General features: G+C 54.8%; 11 protein-coding genes. 5 read left to right on the top strand and 6 right to left on the bottom strand.

Going from position 1 to position 17,196, the window contains the following annotated elements:
• Positions 1-19 precede the first annotated feature (19 nt).
• The gene (locus tag HV796_RS12745; RefSeq protein ID WP_175226845.1) at positions 20-4,618 is read left to right on the top strand and encodes an AAA domain-containing protein; all 4,599 of its coding nucleotides are present in this window, start codon (positions 20-22) and stop codon (positions 4,616-4,618) included.
• 95 nt (positions 4,619-4,713) lie between these two features.
• Positions 4,714-5,988 carry a three-Cys-motif partner protein TcmP gene (locus HV796_RS12740; protein WP_175226844.1) on the top strand — a complete coding sequence of 425 codons (1,275 nt, stop codon included), beginning with the start codon at positions 4,714-4,716 and terminating at the stop codon, positions 5,986-5,988.
• Positions 5,989-5,996: 8 nt separating this feature from the next.
• On the opposite strand, the gene HV796_RS12735 is transcribed toward HV796_RS12740, so the two are convergent.
• The 6 genes from HV796_RS12735 to HV796_RS12710 form a co-directional block, all read right to left on the bottom strand.
• Positions 5,997-6,953, bottom strand: coding sequence for a DUF5131 family protein (locus tag HV796_RS12735; RefSeq protein WP_246355838.1), 957 nt, complete (start codon positions 6,951-6,953; stop codon positions 5,997-5,999).
• A gap of 147 nt (positions 6,954-7,100) precedes the next feature.
• Positions 7,101-8,285, bottom strand: a complete 1,185-nt coding sequence (gene tcmP, locus HV796_RS12730; protein WP_175226843.1) for a three-Cys-motif partner protein TcmP — start codon at positions 8,283-8,285, stop codon at positions 7,101-7,103.
• A gap of 117 nt (positions 8,286-8,402) precedes the next feature.
• Positions 8,403-10,322 carry an ATP-binding protein gene (locus tag HV796_RS12725; RefSeq protein ID WP_175226842.1) on the bottom strand — a complete coding sequence of 640 codons (1,920 nt, stop codon included), beginning with the start codon at positions 10,320-10,322 and terminating at the stop codon, positions 8,403-8,405.
• Entirely contained in the window at positions 10,309-10,809 is a 501-nt protein-coding gene (locus HV796_RS12720) for an ABC-three component system middle component 5 (protein WP_175226841.1), read from the bottom strand. Before HV796_RS12720 ends, HV796_RS12725 begins: the two co-directional genes overlap by 14 nt.
• Positions 10,803-11,381, bottom strand: a complete 579-nt coding sequence (locus tag HV796_RS12715) for an ABC-three component system protein (RefSeq protein WP_175226840.1) — start codon at positions 11,379-11,381, stop codon at positions 10,803-10,805. The genes HV796_RS12720 and HV796_RS12715 overlap by 7 nt, the downstream gene beginning before the upstream one ends.
• A 5-nt stretch (positions 11,382-11,386) precedes the next feature.
• A complete protein-coding gene (locus tag HV796_RS12710; protein ID WP_175226839.1) occupies positions 11,387-11,566 on the bottom strand; it encodes a hypothetical protein in 180 nt (59 codons plus the stop codon).
• A gap of 947 nt (positions 11,567-12,513) precedes the next feature.
• Here HV796_RS12710 and HV796_RS12705 point away from each other — a divergent pair.
• The 3 genes from HV796_RS12705 to HV796_RS12695 are packed head-to-tail and all read left to right on the top strand — an operon-like array spanning position 12,514 to position 17,187.
• Entirely contained in the window at positions 12,514-13,398 is an 885-nt protein-coding gene (locus HV796_RS12705) for a TnsA endonuclease N-terminal domain-containing protein (RefSeq protein WP_175226838.1), read from the top strand.
• Between the two features lie 10 nt (positions 13,399-13,408).
• On the top strand, positions 13,409-15,544 hold the full coding sequence (locus HV796_RS12700; RefSeq protein WP_175226837.1) for a Mu transposase C-terminal domain-containing protein: 2,136 nt from the start codon (positions 13,409-13,411) through the stop codon (positions 15,542-15,544).
• Positions 15,541-17,187, top strand: a complete 1,647-nt coding sequence (locus HV796_RS12695) for an ATP-binding protein (protein WP_175226836.1) — start codon at positions 15,541-15,543, stop codon at positions 17,185-17,187. The genes HV796_RS12700 and HV796_RS12695 overlap by 4 nt, the downstream gene beginning before the upstream one ends.
• Positions 17,188-17,196: the final 9 nt, after the last annotated feature.

The following is a 17,196-nucleotide window of genomic DNA, read 5'->3' as shown; positions in this document are numbered from 1 at the left end:
GACGATAACGGGGAATGGGATGTCGACAAAGCCGCGAGAGCTTCTGCACCGACTGTTCGAGTACATTGAGGAGCAGCTGAAGCAGGCAGACCCACGGAGCTTCGTGGTTGGCAAATCCTTAACCCCACGATTCTTTCAGAATGATTTGGCAGCTCTGCCGGGAGTGGTATTTGATGTCACTGAACCCGGTGACCACATCTGGCTCAAGGTCGACCGGCTGGAGGCAATTCATCCACCGGCGGTCGCTTCGGAATATGTCCACCTTATTCGTTTCTCGGATGACCCGACTGGTTCCGCTCCACATATTGATGAACTCGAGTTTGCTCGTGTCCTCCTTGAGGTAAAAGCTGGAAAGGAAGACGCGTTGCATGGCGACGTCGAAAATGAGTTCCGTGCGCGTGTTGAAACGGCGCTAGTTGTTCACACCAGTCAATGGCAGCAATGGGCGGCCGTCGAGAAACCTCGACGCCGGTCGATTGCACTTTACGGCGACCTGTTTGCGCTCAAGCACCAGCTGCAGGCCGAACAAACCGCTAATCCAATCGAATTCGTCTGGGGCCTGGGAATCGCCTCATGGACGCTGTCCTTCGAAGACAAACCATGTGATTTCCAGTATCCGCTGCTGACCCAACCGCTAGAAATCGCCCTCGACGACGACTCGATGGCGTTGGAGGTTCGCCCGCGCGCGACCGACCCGCGTTGCGAGATGGACGCCTTTGTCGGCATAGGCGTACTGGGTGCAGCCGACTGTGAAAAAGCGATGCGTGAGCACATCGCGCGGCACCGCGACACGCCTGTCTCGCCATTCAGCACCTCGAGCTACGCTGATGTCCTCAAGCTCGCGGCCCGAAATCTGGATAGCCGTGGTACTTACGTCGAAGTTCTAAGTGCTGGCAAAGACGCTCCAGCCGCTGGCGAACATCTTGTTGTCACTGACGCCTGGGTCTTATTTGCGCGGCCGAAGTCGAACAATTTTCTGGTTGACGACCTGAAGAACATCCGCCACAAGCTCGAAGAAGGGTGCGATATCCCCGCCGGGCCGCTCGCGTTGGTGTCGCCTCCGTCAGACATCCCGATTTCCTACGAAGCCGTAAACTTTAGAGGGCTATCTGGGCGGGGAACCAGTTCTGGCTTGGGCGCGGGAAGTGTGGCGCAGGAGCTTTATTTCCCACTGCCATACAACCAGGAGCAGGTCACTATCGTCCAACGCCTTGAGCGCGCTGCAGGCGTCACTGTTCAAGGGCCACCGGGAACCGGCAAGACGCACACGATTGCAAACATCATCTGCCATTACCTGGCAAGTGGGAAGCGCATCCTTGTGACTTCGCGAGGTGAACCCGCGCTGAAGGTTCTGCAGTCGAAGATTCCAGAAGAAGTTCAACCGCTGACCGTTGCACTGCTCGCGGGTGACAGGGACGGCATCCGTCAGTTTCAGGCGTCAATTGAGGCCATCCAGCATCAGGTGTCGCAGCTCAATCCGGAGCAGACTCGCGAAGAGATTGACCGCCTGCACCATGCAATCGACCGAGCACACACCGAGCTGACCAACATAGACCGGAGAGTCGACGAGATTGCGCTGACACAGCTCTCTGAGATTAAGGTTGACGGTTCCTCGCTGCGGGCACAAGAGCTCGCGGAATTGGTTGTCGGCGGGGCATCGCGTTACAACTGGTTTGACGATGAATTGTCGCTGGCGCCGGAGCATGCGCCACCGCTGTCGACGGAAGATGGTGTGCAATTGCGTGAGGACCGCCGTAGCTTGGGCGAGGACCTCGCTTACGTCAATGCGCGCGTGCCGACCGCCGACGAATTGCCGATTGCCTCAAGCATCGGGCAGCTTCATACCAGTCTGTGTAAGCTCAAGTCATTGGACGCCGCCACGGCTGCTGGCGATATCCTGCCGCTTCGAGCAATTACGCCAGAAGTGCTACATGCAGCTCGAGAGTTGCTGTCACTTTTGGGAACTGCTCAATCGGACCTCAAGGCCTTGGCGGAAGTCGATGGACAGTGGCCGCACACGCTGCGCCGCAGATGCGCGCAGCCCTCGTACGCCACTGAAGTCGAGGCGCTTGTAGCGTTGTTCGATGACGCCCAGCGGCTGATGGACGCCCGCGCGACGTTCCTCAAGCGTCCAGTTGAGTTTCCTGAGGAAGGACTATCCAACCTGAAGACGACAGAGGCCGTCACTCGGGGGGCGGCAACAGGAAAGCCGTTTGGCTTTGTTGCGTTCGGTGTGGGAGAGGCCAAAGACCATATCGCCAGGGTAAAGGTGAACGGCCTCGCTCCAACTTCTACCGAAGATTGGGGGCATGTCCAGACCTACGTAAATTTACACGAGCAGATTGTTTCATTCACAAGTCGCTGGAACCCCGTGGCCGAGTTGCTTGAGTTACCCAAGTTGTCCGGCGGGGTCAATCAATTGCGCGCCTTTGAACTCGTGACTGGTGTCGCCCGTAGCGTGCATCAGGTGGCGACTCGCTATGACGGCGTTTTGCCGAAAAGAGCTGAGTCGGTGTTCGCAACAGCCCCTGCGAGCCTTGTGTGCGGTTCGAGCGACGACTACGAAGCAGTACGTCGGCATATCTTGCAACATCTGACTCGCGCGGAACTCGCGGACGCAGCGATTGCGCTCAGCCAACTGCAGGAAAAGCTCGCGGGTAATACAGGCAGCATCACGCAGGCGCTTCAGTCGTTCGTCGACACCAAGCTTGGTAATGGGCTCGAAGAGGCAGTACGTGTAGCGGCTGAATACACCGAGCTTATCGTCGAACTGCGTCGTGTCACGGGGCTCGCCCCTGTGCTTGGGCGAGTGCTGGAGTTTTCCACGCGGTTTGCTGAGGCTGGCGCCGAAAAGCTTGCTAGACGTGTCCTTGAGGTGCCGGTTGCCAATGGCGCGGAGGACTTCGCTGTCCCGGTGAGTTGGCGAGAGGCGTGGACATGGGCCCGCATGCGCTCTCATCTCGAGAAAATTGAGGCTCGCAAGGAACTTGTAGCGCTGAACGAGCGGCGCTCACACCTGGAAGTTGGTCTCGCCAAAATGTATCGGGACGTGGTGGGGAAAGCTGCATGGTTAGCCACCAAGCGGAATGCAAGCCCGAAGGTCCTGCAGGCTCTTGCGGGTTATGCGACCGCCATCCGTCGTATTGGACAGGGGACCGGTCCGAATGCCGTGCGCTACCGTCGAGATGCTCAGCAATCGATGCTTGATGCGGCCGGCGCGGTGCCTTGCTGGATTATGAGCCACGCGAAGATTTCCGAGTCCATGCCAGCAGATATCGGAGCATTTGACCTTGTGATTGTGGACGAGGCTAGCCAGTCTGACCTGTGGGCACTTCCTGCCATCGTGCGCGCGAAAAAAATCCTTGTCGTCGGTGACGACAAGCAGGTGTCACCGGACGGAGGGTTCCTGTCGAGCGCACGTATCGGCGAGTTGCGCGACCGATACCTGAGCGACCAACCTTTCGGCGCGGACATGACGCCCGAGAAATCTCTCTACGACTTGGCAGCGCGCGTGTTTGCCGCCGAGCAGGTCATGTTGCGCGAGCACTTCCGTTGCGTTCCGCCCATCATTTCATACTCGAACGCGCAATTCTACAAAGGTGGAATCCAGCCTCTTCGCATTCCTCGTTCGTCGGAGCGACTTGACCCACCACTCGTGGACATTTACGTACCGGGCGGTGTGCGCGACCGCAAGGATTGCAACAAGCTCGAGGCAGAGGCGATTGCGGACGAGATAAGCGCGTTGCTGTCCGACGAGGCATATGCCGGGCGGACCTTGGGAGTGCTGTCCTTGCTGGGAATGGAGCAAGCGAAATACATTGACTCGCTAGTGCGGGAACGGTGTTCAGCGACCGAGCTTGTCCATCGGGAGTTTGACTGTGGAGATGCCCGGACCTTTCAGGGTAGCGAGCGGGACATTATGTTCCTCTCGATGGTGGTTGACACCGAGCGCTGTCACGCGCTTTCGGGAAACGCATACGACCAGCGATTCAACGTTGCTGCGAGCCGCGCGCGGGACCGCATGTACCTTGTGCGGTCGGTGACGACCGAGCAGCTTTCGGAAAAGGATGTACGCCTATCTTTGCTCTCGCATTTCAACAAGCCGTCTATCGAACAGTCTATTGACCAGGAAGGGCTCATCAAGCTTTGTGAGTCTGGTTTCGAGCGCGAAGTGTTTTCGATGCTTGTGCAGCGCGGCTACCGTGTGTTGCCACAGGTTAAGAGCGGGTCATATCGGCTCGACATGGTTGTCGAAGGTGCGAACGATACCCGGCTCGCTGTTGAATGCGACGGCGATGCCTTTCACGGGCCAGAGCGTTGGGCGAGCGACATGAATCGGCAGCGTGTTCTTGAGCGCGCCGGATGGACGTTTTGGCGCTGTTTCGCATCGACGTGGTGCCTACGCAAGGAAGAAGTATTTGAAGAACTGGTGGAGCGTCTGACCGCAATGGGTATCGAGCCAATTGGGGCGCTTGAGCGGCTACCCGGCCTCGTTGAGTATCGGGAATGGACACTCCCAAAACCAATAGAGGGGGTGGACTCTATCGACGAGGTAATCAGCGCTTCAGTGGCAGCAGCATTGCAGGAAAAGAATGCAGGAAAGGGGGCGCGTGCGTAGAGACCTTTTTCGGTGGACGCGAAACCTATAACTAGTCAATCAGGCTGCTTGCTTTTGCTGAGCGGCGGCTTAACCCCTGACCCCACGCGCAGACCATGACCAAGATAGAAGATAAATACCACTGGATGGTCGGTACCAAGCCACCGGTGCTGGACCAGCATAGCGCGGTAAAGCACGCCATCGTGGAGAGTTACGTCTACCGATACATCAAGACGGTTATGGCTCCAGCGCACATTCCAAAACTCACGCTTACGCTTGTTGACGGATTTTGCGGAGGTGGGCAATACCTCTCCGAGGATGGACAGGAACTGCTCGACGGCACACCTTTGCTGATGCTTAAAGCCGTTCAGCGAGCGCGAATTGAACTGAATCTGGACAGGCACACGATACCGCGAATTGTCGATACCGAGTACTTCTTTGTCGACAAGAACTCGGAAACCATCAGATACCTTGACTGGCATATTGCCGGCCAAAAATCGTTGCGAGCATTCGACATTGACGACTCTCCTCGGGTGCGCACCAAGGCGCAGGCTTTCAACGATGCCCTACCGGACATCGTCAACCGTGTAAAAGCTCGCAAAGGCGGTGGACGGGTGATATTCCTGCTCGACCAGTACAGCTATACGGCAGTCTCGATGGAGACGTTGAGATGGCTCATGGCCGAATTGCCCGGCGCAGAAATCATCCTGAATTTCAACGTGGATTCCATGTTCACGTACTTGAGCCAGCTCGAGAAGAACCGCAAGCCGTTGCGTGCAATTGGCCTCGAGGAGTACATGCCCTGGGAGCAACTGCCCTACATCAAGTCGAAGACAGACTGGCGCACTGTGCTACAGCGGCACGTGGCTCATGGCATCAAGAAGGCGACCGGTGCGCCGTTCATGACGCTGTTTTTCGTACGTCCAAGCCAGGCGAACTCATGGAGTTACTGGCTTGTGCACCTCTCGCGCCGTTACAAGGCGCATGATGTTATGAAGCAGCTACACTGGGAGCATTCGAGTGAATTCGGTCACGAGCTAGAACCAGGACTTTTCTTGCTAGGCTATAACCCTCGTTCTGACGAGATTTACAGCCGCCAGTCTCCACTGGTATTCGGGCCGGATGCAGGCGAGCAGTGCGTAAGCCAGCTGGTTGACCAGTTAGGTCGTAGCCTCTCCGAAGCGTCACAGCCCATCAGCCTTCAACAGTTCTTTCAGCAGCACATCTCGGACACCATGGCTGACGAATCACGCCTCCAGATGGTGGTGCGGCGCTTACATAGTGCTGGAAACATCATCGTTTCAAACAAGGATTCCCGGCTCCGACGCGTATCGAAGAGCTACGCACTGACGGATGTGATTGAACATTCGCGTCAGATAATCATTTTCTGAAGACTCGGTCAGATTAGTGCTGCAGGGTCGGGCATGGCATCCCACGTTTGCCCAGCAAGCAGCCGCCCGTTTGCTTTTTTCGAACGCCGGACTCCATCTGCACCCCAGCCGCCCCACTGCTTGAAGAAAAATAAGGCGCCTTGAGCCTCGCACTGCTGTTTCACTCGCTCGACCCACGCAGTTTTCATAGGGCGAGCTTTCGGACCAGACTCACCTCCGACGATGACCCAGTCGATATTGCGTAGGTTGAGCCGCCCAAGGTCTTCGAGCAGCGGCTCCACAGAGAGGAAGCGGATGCTGGCTTGAACGTTACGCAGATGGTCGATTCTCGGAACACCGTATCGCTTGTCTTCCACTGACACGCCCAACCATGCGTTGAGCGGAATGTCATGTCGTCCGCAATACGAGGCCAATCGTTCTGCGCGTTTGGTGAGAATCTGGAACGTGTGTTGAGGACACGCGCGAATTGTCTCAAACACTTGCGTGATGTAGCTGTCCGGGACGGATTGATGGAACAGGTCGGACATCGAGTTCACAAAATAGATAGTCGGCTTGCTCCGAAGCAAAGGCTCATCAAGGCGATTCTCGAGCAGGGTAAGCTTGAAGCCGTTTTCATACCCCGGCGTACCCATAGCTTGTAAGCGGCGTGACATGCCTTCTGCGTAACAATTCTTGCAACCTTGAGATAGCTTGGTGCAGCCGACTGTCGGATTCCATGTCCGTTCCGTCCACTCAATCTTGCTCTGGCCGCCGCTCATCATCTGCTCCGTTCTCGTGTGTGCCGAATTGTACCCCGCGCGGATGGTCGCTTTGGTAGTAGGCATTTCCGCATGCGTCAGTCTGTCCGCTGATTTGCTGACGAGTCTGCTTTGCCATCCAGCATCGGCAATCACGAGTTCAGCAGTCAGATACCAGACAAGCAACCGAATTGAGGTGAATCGCGTGTAGCTCGGCATTTTAGCCATGCCCGCTCGTCGATTTGTTCGCCTGGCCTCACTCTTCAGGATAGAGCATTTCGTAGGCTTTCAAGCCACGCATCTGCAGCCCATGAATTCAGTGCGAATGGAGAAATCACGCGACGCTACAAAAGCGGTGGCTCAGGCACTTTTCCCTCACACCAGCTCCAGACGTTCACCCTTTTCAAAGTGGAGTGGGCGCTTCCAGCGTGTATGCCCGCTCGCATCGATATTGCGCAAGCTCCCGGACTTTATGAGGCGTGCCAGCGACGCCTGAAAGTCCGCAGGGAACCAGTTCGTCTCCTCGAGGATATCGGCAAAAGCCGCTGTGTCGACCACGCGGGCGCCTTCGGAAAGATAGCGACGCCAATAGGCGTCAACGTCGTTGGCCCCGTACAGGCGTTCGCGGCCGCCCTCAAGTGCGTCGTCAGATGGCCCGAACATGTCGAGTGTGCCCGTCTCCTTTGCCTTGGCATCGAGCTTTGCTGCGGACCGAACTCGGCGCTGGACGATATCGACGTGCTCGGACGCGTCCATGAACTCTATTATTCCTCGCGGATGCGAGGTAAGGTAGACCAGATGATACTTGGTCCGCTGCTGCAGAGGGTCAAGAACCGTAACATAAGCAGTCCGTGGCCGAAAGCGTGTCTGCTTGGCCACTACGCAACGGGCCAACCCTTTTCGGTACGCGTCGACAAGCGCGACCTCTCTATCCCCGGCACTCAGACTGCCCAAATCGAGTGGGCCGTCCAACAACTTCTCCATCTCTGCCTGCCAACCACTCATCGACACAGTGCGGTTGACATTGTTGAAAGCGAAGTTGATGAGTAGTTCAGATTTTTGTCTTTTAATCAACGGTGCCAAACTGGATGGCGCGACCTCCTTCCACCCTTTCGGGTCGACAAAGAAGAACGCAAATGCTTCGTTTCCACACCACTGCAGTATATCTGGACGTAGCTCCAGGAAGTCGCCGCAGAGACAGGCACATTGAACAGCCGGCGGCGCATGCATATTCAGATATTGCTGCAAACGCTTGAACGATTTTCGAATTTTTTCGATGTATAGCACTCGCATAGTGACACGGATGCCGCGTGTCTCAAGAGCATTTTTGCAGTCAGACAGAATGCGAAGCGAAAGCGATATCGATGTCCCCTCCAGGGTGTCGTCGGTTGCGCCCCATGGTCCGGCAAAGCAATCTACATAGCAGACTTCGACGTGCCCTTTCTTTCTTGCGTGCATGCCGATTATCATGACAAGCTTCTCTAGATAGTGTCGAAGCAGCTCGTGTTTCACAAGCGCCTGCTCGCGACCTTCGTACTCCGCTGGAACGATGGACGACACTTCAGTCTCTCCTGCTGATTTGCTTTTGAACCATCAATTCCGAAAAGAGCGTTCCTCTCAGGACTTCGTTGCACGCGTCCTCGCGCGGCCACTTCCCTGATAGTGGCGAACAAGCCGTCAAGTTTCCCGAACGTCTAGGGAACGCGCGTCCGGTGTAAAGAAACGACCCACGACGAGGTCGGATGTTTCCAGCATGGGGTTGATTTCCGATGTCGCGAAAATCACCTGATAGTCCACCTCGTAGGTGCTGCATTCTTCGACGATGATTTCTTGGAGACGATGGCTGCGTTCCTTCTCCATCCCACCGTCGTCGATGCCGTCAAGCATCAGGAAGCGCGGCACACGCATGAACGGCTTCTGTACGCTCGCGGTCAGGAGCGACAGGTGGAAGACGTGCCGAAGGACGACTGCAGAGCTTTCCGAGAAATTTTTCGAGCCATTCACGTAGACTTCGTTACTCACGAAGTCGAAAGTCGATGTCGTGGCCCCTATAAATTCCGGCTGCAACGGAAGGTCGAGCTTTAGCAGTCGAGTCATAGCCGTGTTCACGGCATCTGCGACCTCGGTCTTCCGTTGTTCCTGCTTCTGTTCCAGCCGTTCAATGCTCTCCTCCAGTCGCTTGCCCTCAGCGGTCAATTCGTCACGCCGTTTCTGCAGGTCAGAGATAACACTTGCCAGCTTTTGGCGCTCATAGGCTTGGCGAATCTCCTCATCCAACGCGCCTAGCTTACGTGCGGTCTCCTCCAAGACCACTTCGACATCACTTGACCAGGTATTCGCCACGGCTTTGTAGTCCTGCTCCAGCTTTCGCACGTGTTGCGAAAGAATGGGGATGTCTACGCGCAGCTTGTCAGCATCTTTCGTGCGTTCCTGAATAAGGGACGTCGACTCCTTGAGTTGGATATTCAGCTCGTTGCGCATTCGCAGCAACTGCGCATCTGCGCGACCATCGCCAAGGGCGGTGGTGCAGAGGTGACAATGCTCTGCATCAGTCCGCGCCTCGGGAAGCTCGCTTAAGCAACTGGGACAATAGCGGAATTGCATATTGCCGAAATAAGTGCGCGTCTCTTTGGATTCGTCCAGGCTGCGGAGGCGCGACTCGAGCTCCTTCACAAACAGATGTGAATCCGCAATATCGAGGTCGAGGGAGGCGAGCTTGTCTTTCGACTTCGACTCTTCATGTCGCGCGACATTCAAGTCCTTGCGCAGCTCGTCAGCCGAAGCACGTGCTTTGTTTGCGTCCTTTCGGGGAAGCGCCCGCTCTTCCCTAAGTTTAGCTAAGGAAGCCGAAAGCCTGTCGCGTGCTTCTTCAAGCTCAACGATTTTGATGTTAAGGAACTCCAAGTCCGGAGATTGTCCAGAACGTCCGAGCACGTTGAAGATACTTCGAAGCTCCGTCTCCTGCTTGCTAATTTGAGCATCGAGTTCGCGCAAGCGCAACTGCGCCGAGTACAGTACATCGTCATACACGCCAGCGAGATAGCCACCAACTGTGTCTCGGGTCAATGGCGTATCAAAATTGTCAAGTCGGAAAATTGGGCTATGCACGGATGGCTGGTCGGCGTAAAGCACGCGCAGCAACTGATGCATCGTCAGGTTCGATGCACCGTCGCCTTGGGCCTGGGGCATATTCAGCGCATCGAAAAGCGCTTGTGAGAAGCTGATACGGTGCACGCTGCGTTTGAACGGATACATTTCCCAGAGTTGCGGTCCCGCCTTCAACGCCTCGTTCAACGTGCCCCAGAAGATGGACATTGGACGCAGAAGCGTCTCACCGATATCTCGTCGCAGGCAGGCGACTTCGCCGTTGAGAAGCACCTCGACGAAGGTCGCAGAGCATCGCAACGCCTCGGGCTTCCACCTAATATTCTCGGCGCCAAGCGAAAATGCCAGGAGGTCCATGACCGTCGTTTTGCCGGAACTATTGCGCCCGCGAATAACGTTCACGCCGGTGTGGAACGGGCAGTCAAACGCGACGTGGCCCCCCTGAAAGACAACGAGGCGATTCACTCGCAGCGTAGGCTCAAGCAAAGTCATACCGATATTCCATAAGTTCGGAGCGATGCTTCAGTCCGTTGTGGCCGAGAAGAGGAAGCTTCGATAGGCCAGCCAGCACACCATCGACCACCGGACCATTGGCTAAAGTAAAAGCGTCCAGCTTCTCCTTCAACCCAGGGGCAAGGAGCATCTCGGTGCGTTTAACAAATCCGCGTTCAAATTGCTTAACGTCAATCAGGCCGGAGGCCGCGACCGACTTCAGTGCGGCTTCCTGAATGTGGCGCATGTCTCGAAAGGTTGAGAGACCGCTGACCGGGTCCCGATAAACATTCGCCAGCGACTTGGCTTGGGAGCGCAGTGCTCTGAGCTCGTCTGGAAGCCGGGCATGAACGAGCATGCCGGGGAACAACAGATAGAAGTCTAGGAGTCGAGCCTTTTCTATCTCGAGGTCTTTCACGTGTTCAGCGATGAGTAGCATGCGGAACACGCAGTGGTACGCATCGTATGCAGGATGATAAATCAGCATTTGTCCCACCTTAGATGGCAATTGCCGCCGAGGTAGTACAGGAGTGCGAGCAGGTCCATGACGTCAAATTCAAAGACGTTTTCGCCCAGAATGTTCTTGGTCGACTGCAGAATGGCGTTGATGCACTGGTCGACGGCGACACGTTCCGCACCCTCCTGGATGACGGGTGTAACCGTTAGCGTGAACGCGGCATGGAGTTCGGATAGGACGATTGTGTAGACCCGCTGCGCTGTACGCGAGGTCTGGTAACGCATAATGGACTTGAACGCTCGCTCTTTTAAGTCCATTGCTGTGCGGAGCTGGTCCTCTCGCCCGCTCTCGCGTAGCTTTGCGTCGAGACCACGAACGTCACCGTCCGTTATGGCGGACATGTAGTGCTGCAACTTCTCGGAAAATTGGCCGTGCGACGGGTCACCTACACCGTTGGCCTTGTACTTCTGGTAAAGCACCGCGAGTTCCTGTCCCGCAGCGTTATTGACGACAGGATGGATGACAATCGTTCTGCTGTTGTCGACCTTATCGCCGCCGACGAGGTCTCCCTCGACATCATTGTGGCTTTGGCTCGTAAACACGAACGTTACTCGCGGTTGTTTTTGTGCATATCCCCGCCGACGAGGTCACCGCCGACGTGATTGTTCTTCTGCGATACGAACGTCGCTCGCTTTGAACGCGACGACCGGCTCGAAATTGCTATTTTCAACGTCCAGCCAGCGCCGAGCGCCGCCACAACGGCGATGACATATTTCCACCAATCCATGAATCCCCCGATTCGTATTCGTTTTATTCAGCGTTGCGCGATTGTAAGACCGCAATGAGCGGCAAGCAATGACTTGGGTCCCGTGTCGTCGGAAGATATATTACGTCGTTCTCCCGTGAGACACATCGATTATGTGAATGGCATAGAACGGGGTGAACTTACGCATCGCCCGCCGCTCGCTTCTTACATCAATAACCTTCTATCAACCAGAAAGCTACGGGGCGAGAGCGACCTGTACTCGGCGTTGGGCGACGATATGCCATGGGTGTTTGAGAGGTATTGCGACGTACGCCTCTAAAAATCGGAGTCGCGCTGCTGTTAGTGCGATTTTGGGGTGGCCTATTGAAGTTCGTCGGACATGGGTTCGTATACGGTGAAGTTACCCGCTGCGGATGCCTTGACCGCATGCATTGGGCAGAGCACATCGTTCGGTTTTTCCAGAACACCTTCGAAACTCCGCACCGCTTGGCGGTGCACTTGGCGCAGTAAACTACCACCGGACGTTGGCCACCAATCTGATAACGACGTGCGTGGCTAATGGCCGGATATGAAGGGGGCCTCGATTGTGTTGTATAAATGCGACATCTCTTCAAAAATCTCCGTGCTCGATATCTGGCATTTGAAAAGTTTCCCAACTCATAAGATATTAAATATCAAGGTTTGTTGATATTGATGCGGGTCTGTAATTGCGTTGATTTAATTTGGAAATTGAGTTTTGAAATTTTCAATGATTTCTTGTTATCAAATGGACACTAGCTGAGTTAGGCGTGTTTTCAATTCGCTGGTCCAAAGGCTATCGGCATCTCATTCACCGTTATGGATGTTGCAATAATCGTCTGGATAGCCCTAACATCTCCTTACCTTGTTGGCATGGAGAACGTTATGAATGAATCGCTTTTCTGTATTGGTGGTTTTATTCTTCTATCCAGTCTGCTGGAGGAGAAATAATGGCGAAGCGTAAGTATGTAATCGACAGTACCAAGATGGCGAGATTTATTAAGGAAGGACGCGGACAAGGCAGCGGTGCGAATTACAAGCCTTGGCTTACCATTCAAGACGTCCCTAGCGACGGTCGCGTACATCGCCCCTATGGTTGGAAGACGCAACGGGTCCATCAACTCCTGTCGGACATTGAATATCGGCACTTCCTTCTTCTGGACTGGGCTCCGGGGGTAATCGATATTCGAGAGCAATTTCCGCTTGACCGTGACAAAACGATAGCAATCGCGGAAGAGGCTGGCATCAAGCATCCGAAAGACCCGCGCAGCGATGAACTAGAGGTGATGACGACCGACTTCCTCGTTGTTCTGGGTTCCGGCACAAATCGAAAGCTTGAAGCTTGGGCTATCAAGCCTGCAAAGGAACTCGATGACGCTCGGGTTATGGAAAAGTTGGAAATCGAGCGGCGATACTGGGCTACGCAAGAAGGTGTTAAGTGGTACATCAGCACAGAGCGCGAACTTCCGATGGACCAAATCGAATCCCTGGATTGGATGCGAAGTGCCTGGGACATTAACGACATTCAGGAGCCGCGAAAAGGCTATTTCGCTGAACTGATGCATCGGCTAGTGTCCTACGTCCAGGCGAATACTCGGAACGAGTCGAGGCTGAACACTGTGTGTTCGAGTCTTGATGAGAAATGCGATTGTGTGCCGGGAACGCATCTTTTCGTGGCTCGCCATCTGCTCGCGCGTCGGGTGCTCACGACGGACATCGACAGGAAGAATCTTTGGGAAACCCCGCTAATGGATATCTGTGTTGATACAGCGGTATTTCGTGTGCTCGCGTCACAAACTTCCGGCGCAGTGCCAGAAGACCGGCGCGCAGCATAGGAGGAGCGGCATGATTTTTTTCAGGAACGAACTCTACAAGTTTGTCGAACTGAATCAGGTCAGGCGCATTCTTTGGATATCTCCGTCGGCGGACGCGATTGTCTCTATCCAGGTCGATGCGAAAGTGAACGCGCCAGAATGGGCAAAGCGCACCGATTGGGAAGCGCTAGCTGCGGTCGGAAAAATCGAGCCGGTCGCAGAAGACTTGTTTCTACGCTTGCCGGCCGAAAGCCAGCTTGGTGTCAAGGCGCGCGAACGGCGGGACACTGCGTGGAGCCATATCTCGGCCCTTGTTGCAGACGAGCCCAACGTATACCTGGCGGATACGCGCGCGGCGATGGTTCGTGCGCTGTCGGCGGAGTCCTGTGTTCACAAAGACACAATCCGGAATTGGTTTTTTGCGTACTGGCAACGTGGGATGACCAGGAACGCACTACTGCCAGATTGGGATAAATGTGGCAATCGAGGGCAGCGCAAAGCGGACACGGAGAAAAAGCGTGGTCGGCCGCGAAGTGTCACCCTTGGCGTTGGTGTAAACGTCGGAGCGGCACTGCAGAAAATTTTCGAAGTTGCAATCAAAAACTACTATCTTCGTAACAAGAAGGCAACGCTGGCTGCTGCATTCAGGCAGATGCTTCGGAAACACTTTTCGGAGTATGTAGAGGATGATAGTCAGCGTGAACTGATACTCCGGGAGGAAGGCAAGCTTCCTACCTACGATAGTTTTTACTATTGGTATCGAGTTGGTCGCAACGAAGAAAGCGAGGTCAAAGCACGTAAGGGGAAGCGCTTCTTCGAACGCACTTTACGACCGTTGCTTGGTAATTCCACTCATGAGGCAATCGGCCCGGGCTTTCGGTACCAAATCGACGCCACCATTGCCGATGTCTATCTGGTTTCGAAGGTCAATCCGAACGACATCATCGGTCGCCCCGTCGTCTACGTGGTTATCGATGTTTGGTCTCGAATGATTGTTGGAATCTATGTCGGCCTTGAGCACGCGTCATGGACAGCTGCCATGATGGCGCTTTTGAATGCAGCCTCCGACAAGGTCGCATTCTGTAACGAGTATCGTATCCCGATTTCGCCCGAGGAATGGCCGGCCGCTGGCCTCAGTACGGTCATCCTTGGAGACCGAGGCGAACTGGAGTCGGCGCTGGCCGAGCGGATGTCGAATGTGCTCGGCATTACAGTTGAGAATACTCCACCTTACCGTCCTGACTGGAAGGGAATAGTCGAGCGTATGTTCGGACTATTGCCCGCAAAGTTCAAGCATTTTCTGCCCGGATATATCGATGTCGATTATCGGCAGCGCGGAGCCGAGGACTATCGCCTTGATGCTGCGCTCACGCTGTATGAATTCACTCGCATCATGATTTTGTCGGCACTCGACCACAACGCCACGACGATTGGCGAATACCCGCTGTCGCCAGAAATGATTCGGGATGGGGTACTTCCAATACCTAATGAACTGTGGGCTTGGGGCATAAAGAAGCGGGCCGGCATGTTGAAGAGTTATGACCGGAAGTTACTTCAGTTTGCGCTGATGCACACCGAGGAAGCCACGGTAACGGAATCCGGCATCAAGTTTTACAACCGCCACTATGCAAGCCGACAGGGCCATGAAGCAGGGTGGTACACCAAGGCGCGCGGTAGTGGAGCTTGGAAGGTAAGTGTTTCGTATGACACTAGATGTCTCGATGAGATTTTGCTACACGACCCGCACGACACTAGGCGCTTTGAGGTCTGCCGCCTTATCTCCGACGATGAAGAGCAGTTCGGACTTTGTCTGCAGGAATTGCTCGCCATGCAGCGTAGGGCCAAGGGAAACAAAGCTGAAAGAGCACACCGCGTGTTGGAAAAAAGCTTGGGCCGGGATGCTCAAATGGAAAAGATTGCACTTGATGCTATAGAACGCAAAGCCTCGCTAGGGCCGGACGAGCGCAGCAAGGCGGAGCGCACAGGCGACATCCGTAAAAACGCTGCTACCGAGAGAAAGGTTCAGCGGGAGTTCGAAAAACTCACCTTTTCCTCCTCTGAGACATCTGTTGTCGAATTGGGCGACGGAGCTGCGGAAATGGCTAAGAGTGAGAAAAAAACGTTCGCAATCCCCTCAATATTCGATATTCGTAAGAAGCAAAGATGAAACGCCGTTCAAGACTGTCCGAAACAATCGTGACACCAAGTCCCAATGCAGTGATAGCGAATTACATCTCCTCCCCATTGGCTGAGTACCGGGGTAATCCGTTTATCGAAGCGCTGCCCCCAGAAGTCTCTTACGAGCGGCTCGCGGTCGTTCTGCCGGAACGTCCGCCATACGACGAATCCGAACGTCAACTCCCGTCACATTTGCGAGCCCATTGCATTCAACGCATGTTTCAGTACTTTGAGCCACTGGGGCGTCATTTTGACGCCGGAATGCGCTTGGACATCTTGATGAGGACCGGATATCGAAAGCGCAATCCTATGACTCCCGAGTTCCGGAGAAGGTTGCAAGAAATCTATCAAATGAGTCAGAGGCAGGACTTTGACGGTGCTGGTCTGGATACACTTCCGCCGTCAATGTCGATGACGCTAATCGGCGTGTCAGGGACGGGGAAGACGCGTTCGCTTCGCCGAACTATCGCACAATATCCGAAGGTCATATGGCATGAAAAATACCAGATAAATCAAATTCCCTGGCTGATTGTCGAATGCCCTCCCGATGCCGGCATAAAGCAGCTATGTTTGAGCTTTTTCGAGGCAGTTGACTTGGCGCTCGGTAGACAACACTACGCACTCCAATTTGGAGCTAAAGGTGTAACAACCCCGCAGCGAATCCTTGAGGTGGCGAACATCGCTCGCATACACGCCATCGGAGGCATCATTTTTGATGAGGTGCAATATATCCGTTCTGCTCGGGGCACTGCGAGAGAGGAGGTACTAAATTTCTTCGTAACGTTGGTCAATCTTTCCGGGACACCCATTGTTCTCGTAGGCACTATGGCCGCGCAGGAACTGCTACAGGCCGATTTCAGTAAGGCGCGCAGAGGCGCGGGGCTTGGAGGGCTCGTCTGGACACGTTTTGACCACACGGACGAGTGGGATTATCTGATGGAGGAGCTATGGAGCTACCAATGGACACGAAAATCAATCGCTTTTTCTCCCGAGATTTCAAAGGTGTTTTACCAGCGAACGCAAGGTGTCGTTGACCTCGCCGTAAAACTATATGTCCTATCGCAATATCGAGCGATGATTACTGGTGAGGAAGAAGTTACGGCGGAATTGATGGAAGCGGTGGCAGGTGATGAATTCAAGCTGCTTAAGCCGATGTTGGATGCGTTGGCTTCGGGTGACCCCGTTCGCATCGCCAAATACGATGACCTGAGGCCCCTCGAGTTTGAGAAGGTTTTGGAACGCGAACAGCTTCGCATGGTGGAGAAAATCGATGTGCAGGCTCTGCGCCGTCGATTTGAGCAGGAGCAAGCTTCCAAACGTGCACAAATCCTGGAAATGCTTCGTACAGAGGGTTTGACTGCCGAAATGGCCGAACTGACGACAGCAAAAATGTTTGACCTTTCCCCCGAGCAGACCACCAAGCAGGCTGTACCTGAGATTGTTAAGATTGTCGGGAAACGCGGGCGTGCTCCGTCTAGGCGTCGGGAGAAAGCAGAATCTTCGGAGCCGTCGAGTCTTCCGAAAGAAGACCTGAGAAAAATTGTCGCTGAACGAGGCTCCAATTGCACGGCGTACGATGCATTGAAAATCTCGGGTGCGGTGGGCAACCCCGTCTGGTCTGACATGGAATAGGAGGGGTGC

Origin of the sequence: Paraburkholderia humisilvae, from assembly GCF_902859855.1 — a bacterium.
GTDB lineage: Bacteria > Pseudomonadota > Gammaproteobacteria > Burkholderiales > Burkholderiaceae > Paraburkholderia > Paraburkholderia humisilvae.
Note: the sequence above shows the minus strand (reverse complement) of the source record. Positions and strands in the feature narration are given on the sequence as shown.

Bases quoted from the DNA above. Each gene is read 5' to 3' on its own strand.
- HV796_RS12720 (WP_175226841.1), bottom strand. From the start codon at position 10,809: ATGCTGATTTATCATCCTGCATACGATGCGTACCACTGCGTGTTCCGC.
- HV796_RS12710 (WP_175226839.1), bottom strand. From the start codon at position 11,566: ATGGATTGGTGGAAATATGTCATCGCCGTTGTGGCGGCGCTCGGCGCT.
- HV796_RS12695 (WP_175226836.1), top strand. From the start codon at position 15,541: ATGAAACGCCGTTCAAGACTGTCCGAAACAATCGTGACACCAAGTCCC.
- HV796_RS12735 (WP_246355838.1), bottom strand. From the start codon at position 6,953: ATGGCTAAAATGCCGAGCTACACGCGATTCACCTCAATTCGGTTGCTT.
- HV796_RS12745 (WP_175226845.1), top strand. From the start codon at position 20: ATGTCGACAAAGCCGCGAGAGCTTCTGCACCGACTGTTCGAGTACATT.
- HV796_RS12740 (WP_175226844.1), top strand. From the start codon at position 4,714: ATGACCAAGATAGAAGATAAATACCACTGGATGGTCGGTACCAAGCCA.
- HV796_RS12705 (WP_175226838.1), top strand. From the start codon at position 12,514: ATGGCGAAGCGTAAGTATGTAATCGACAGTACCAAGATGGCGAGATTT.
- HV796_RS12700 (WP_175226837.1), top strand. From the start codon at position 13,409: ATGATTTTTTTCAGGAACGAACTCTACAAGTTTGTCGAACTGAATCAG.
- HV796_RS12725 (WP_175226842.1), bottom strand. From the start codon at position 10,322: ATGACTTTGCTTGAGCCTACGCTGCGAGTGAATCGCCTCGTTGTCTTT.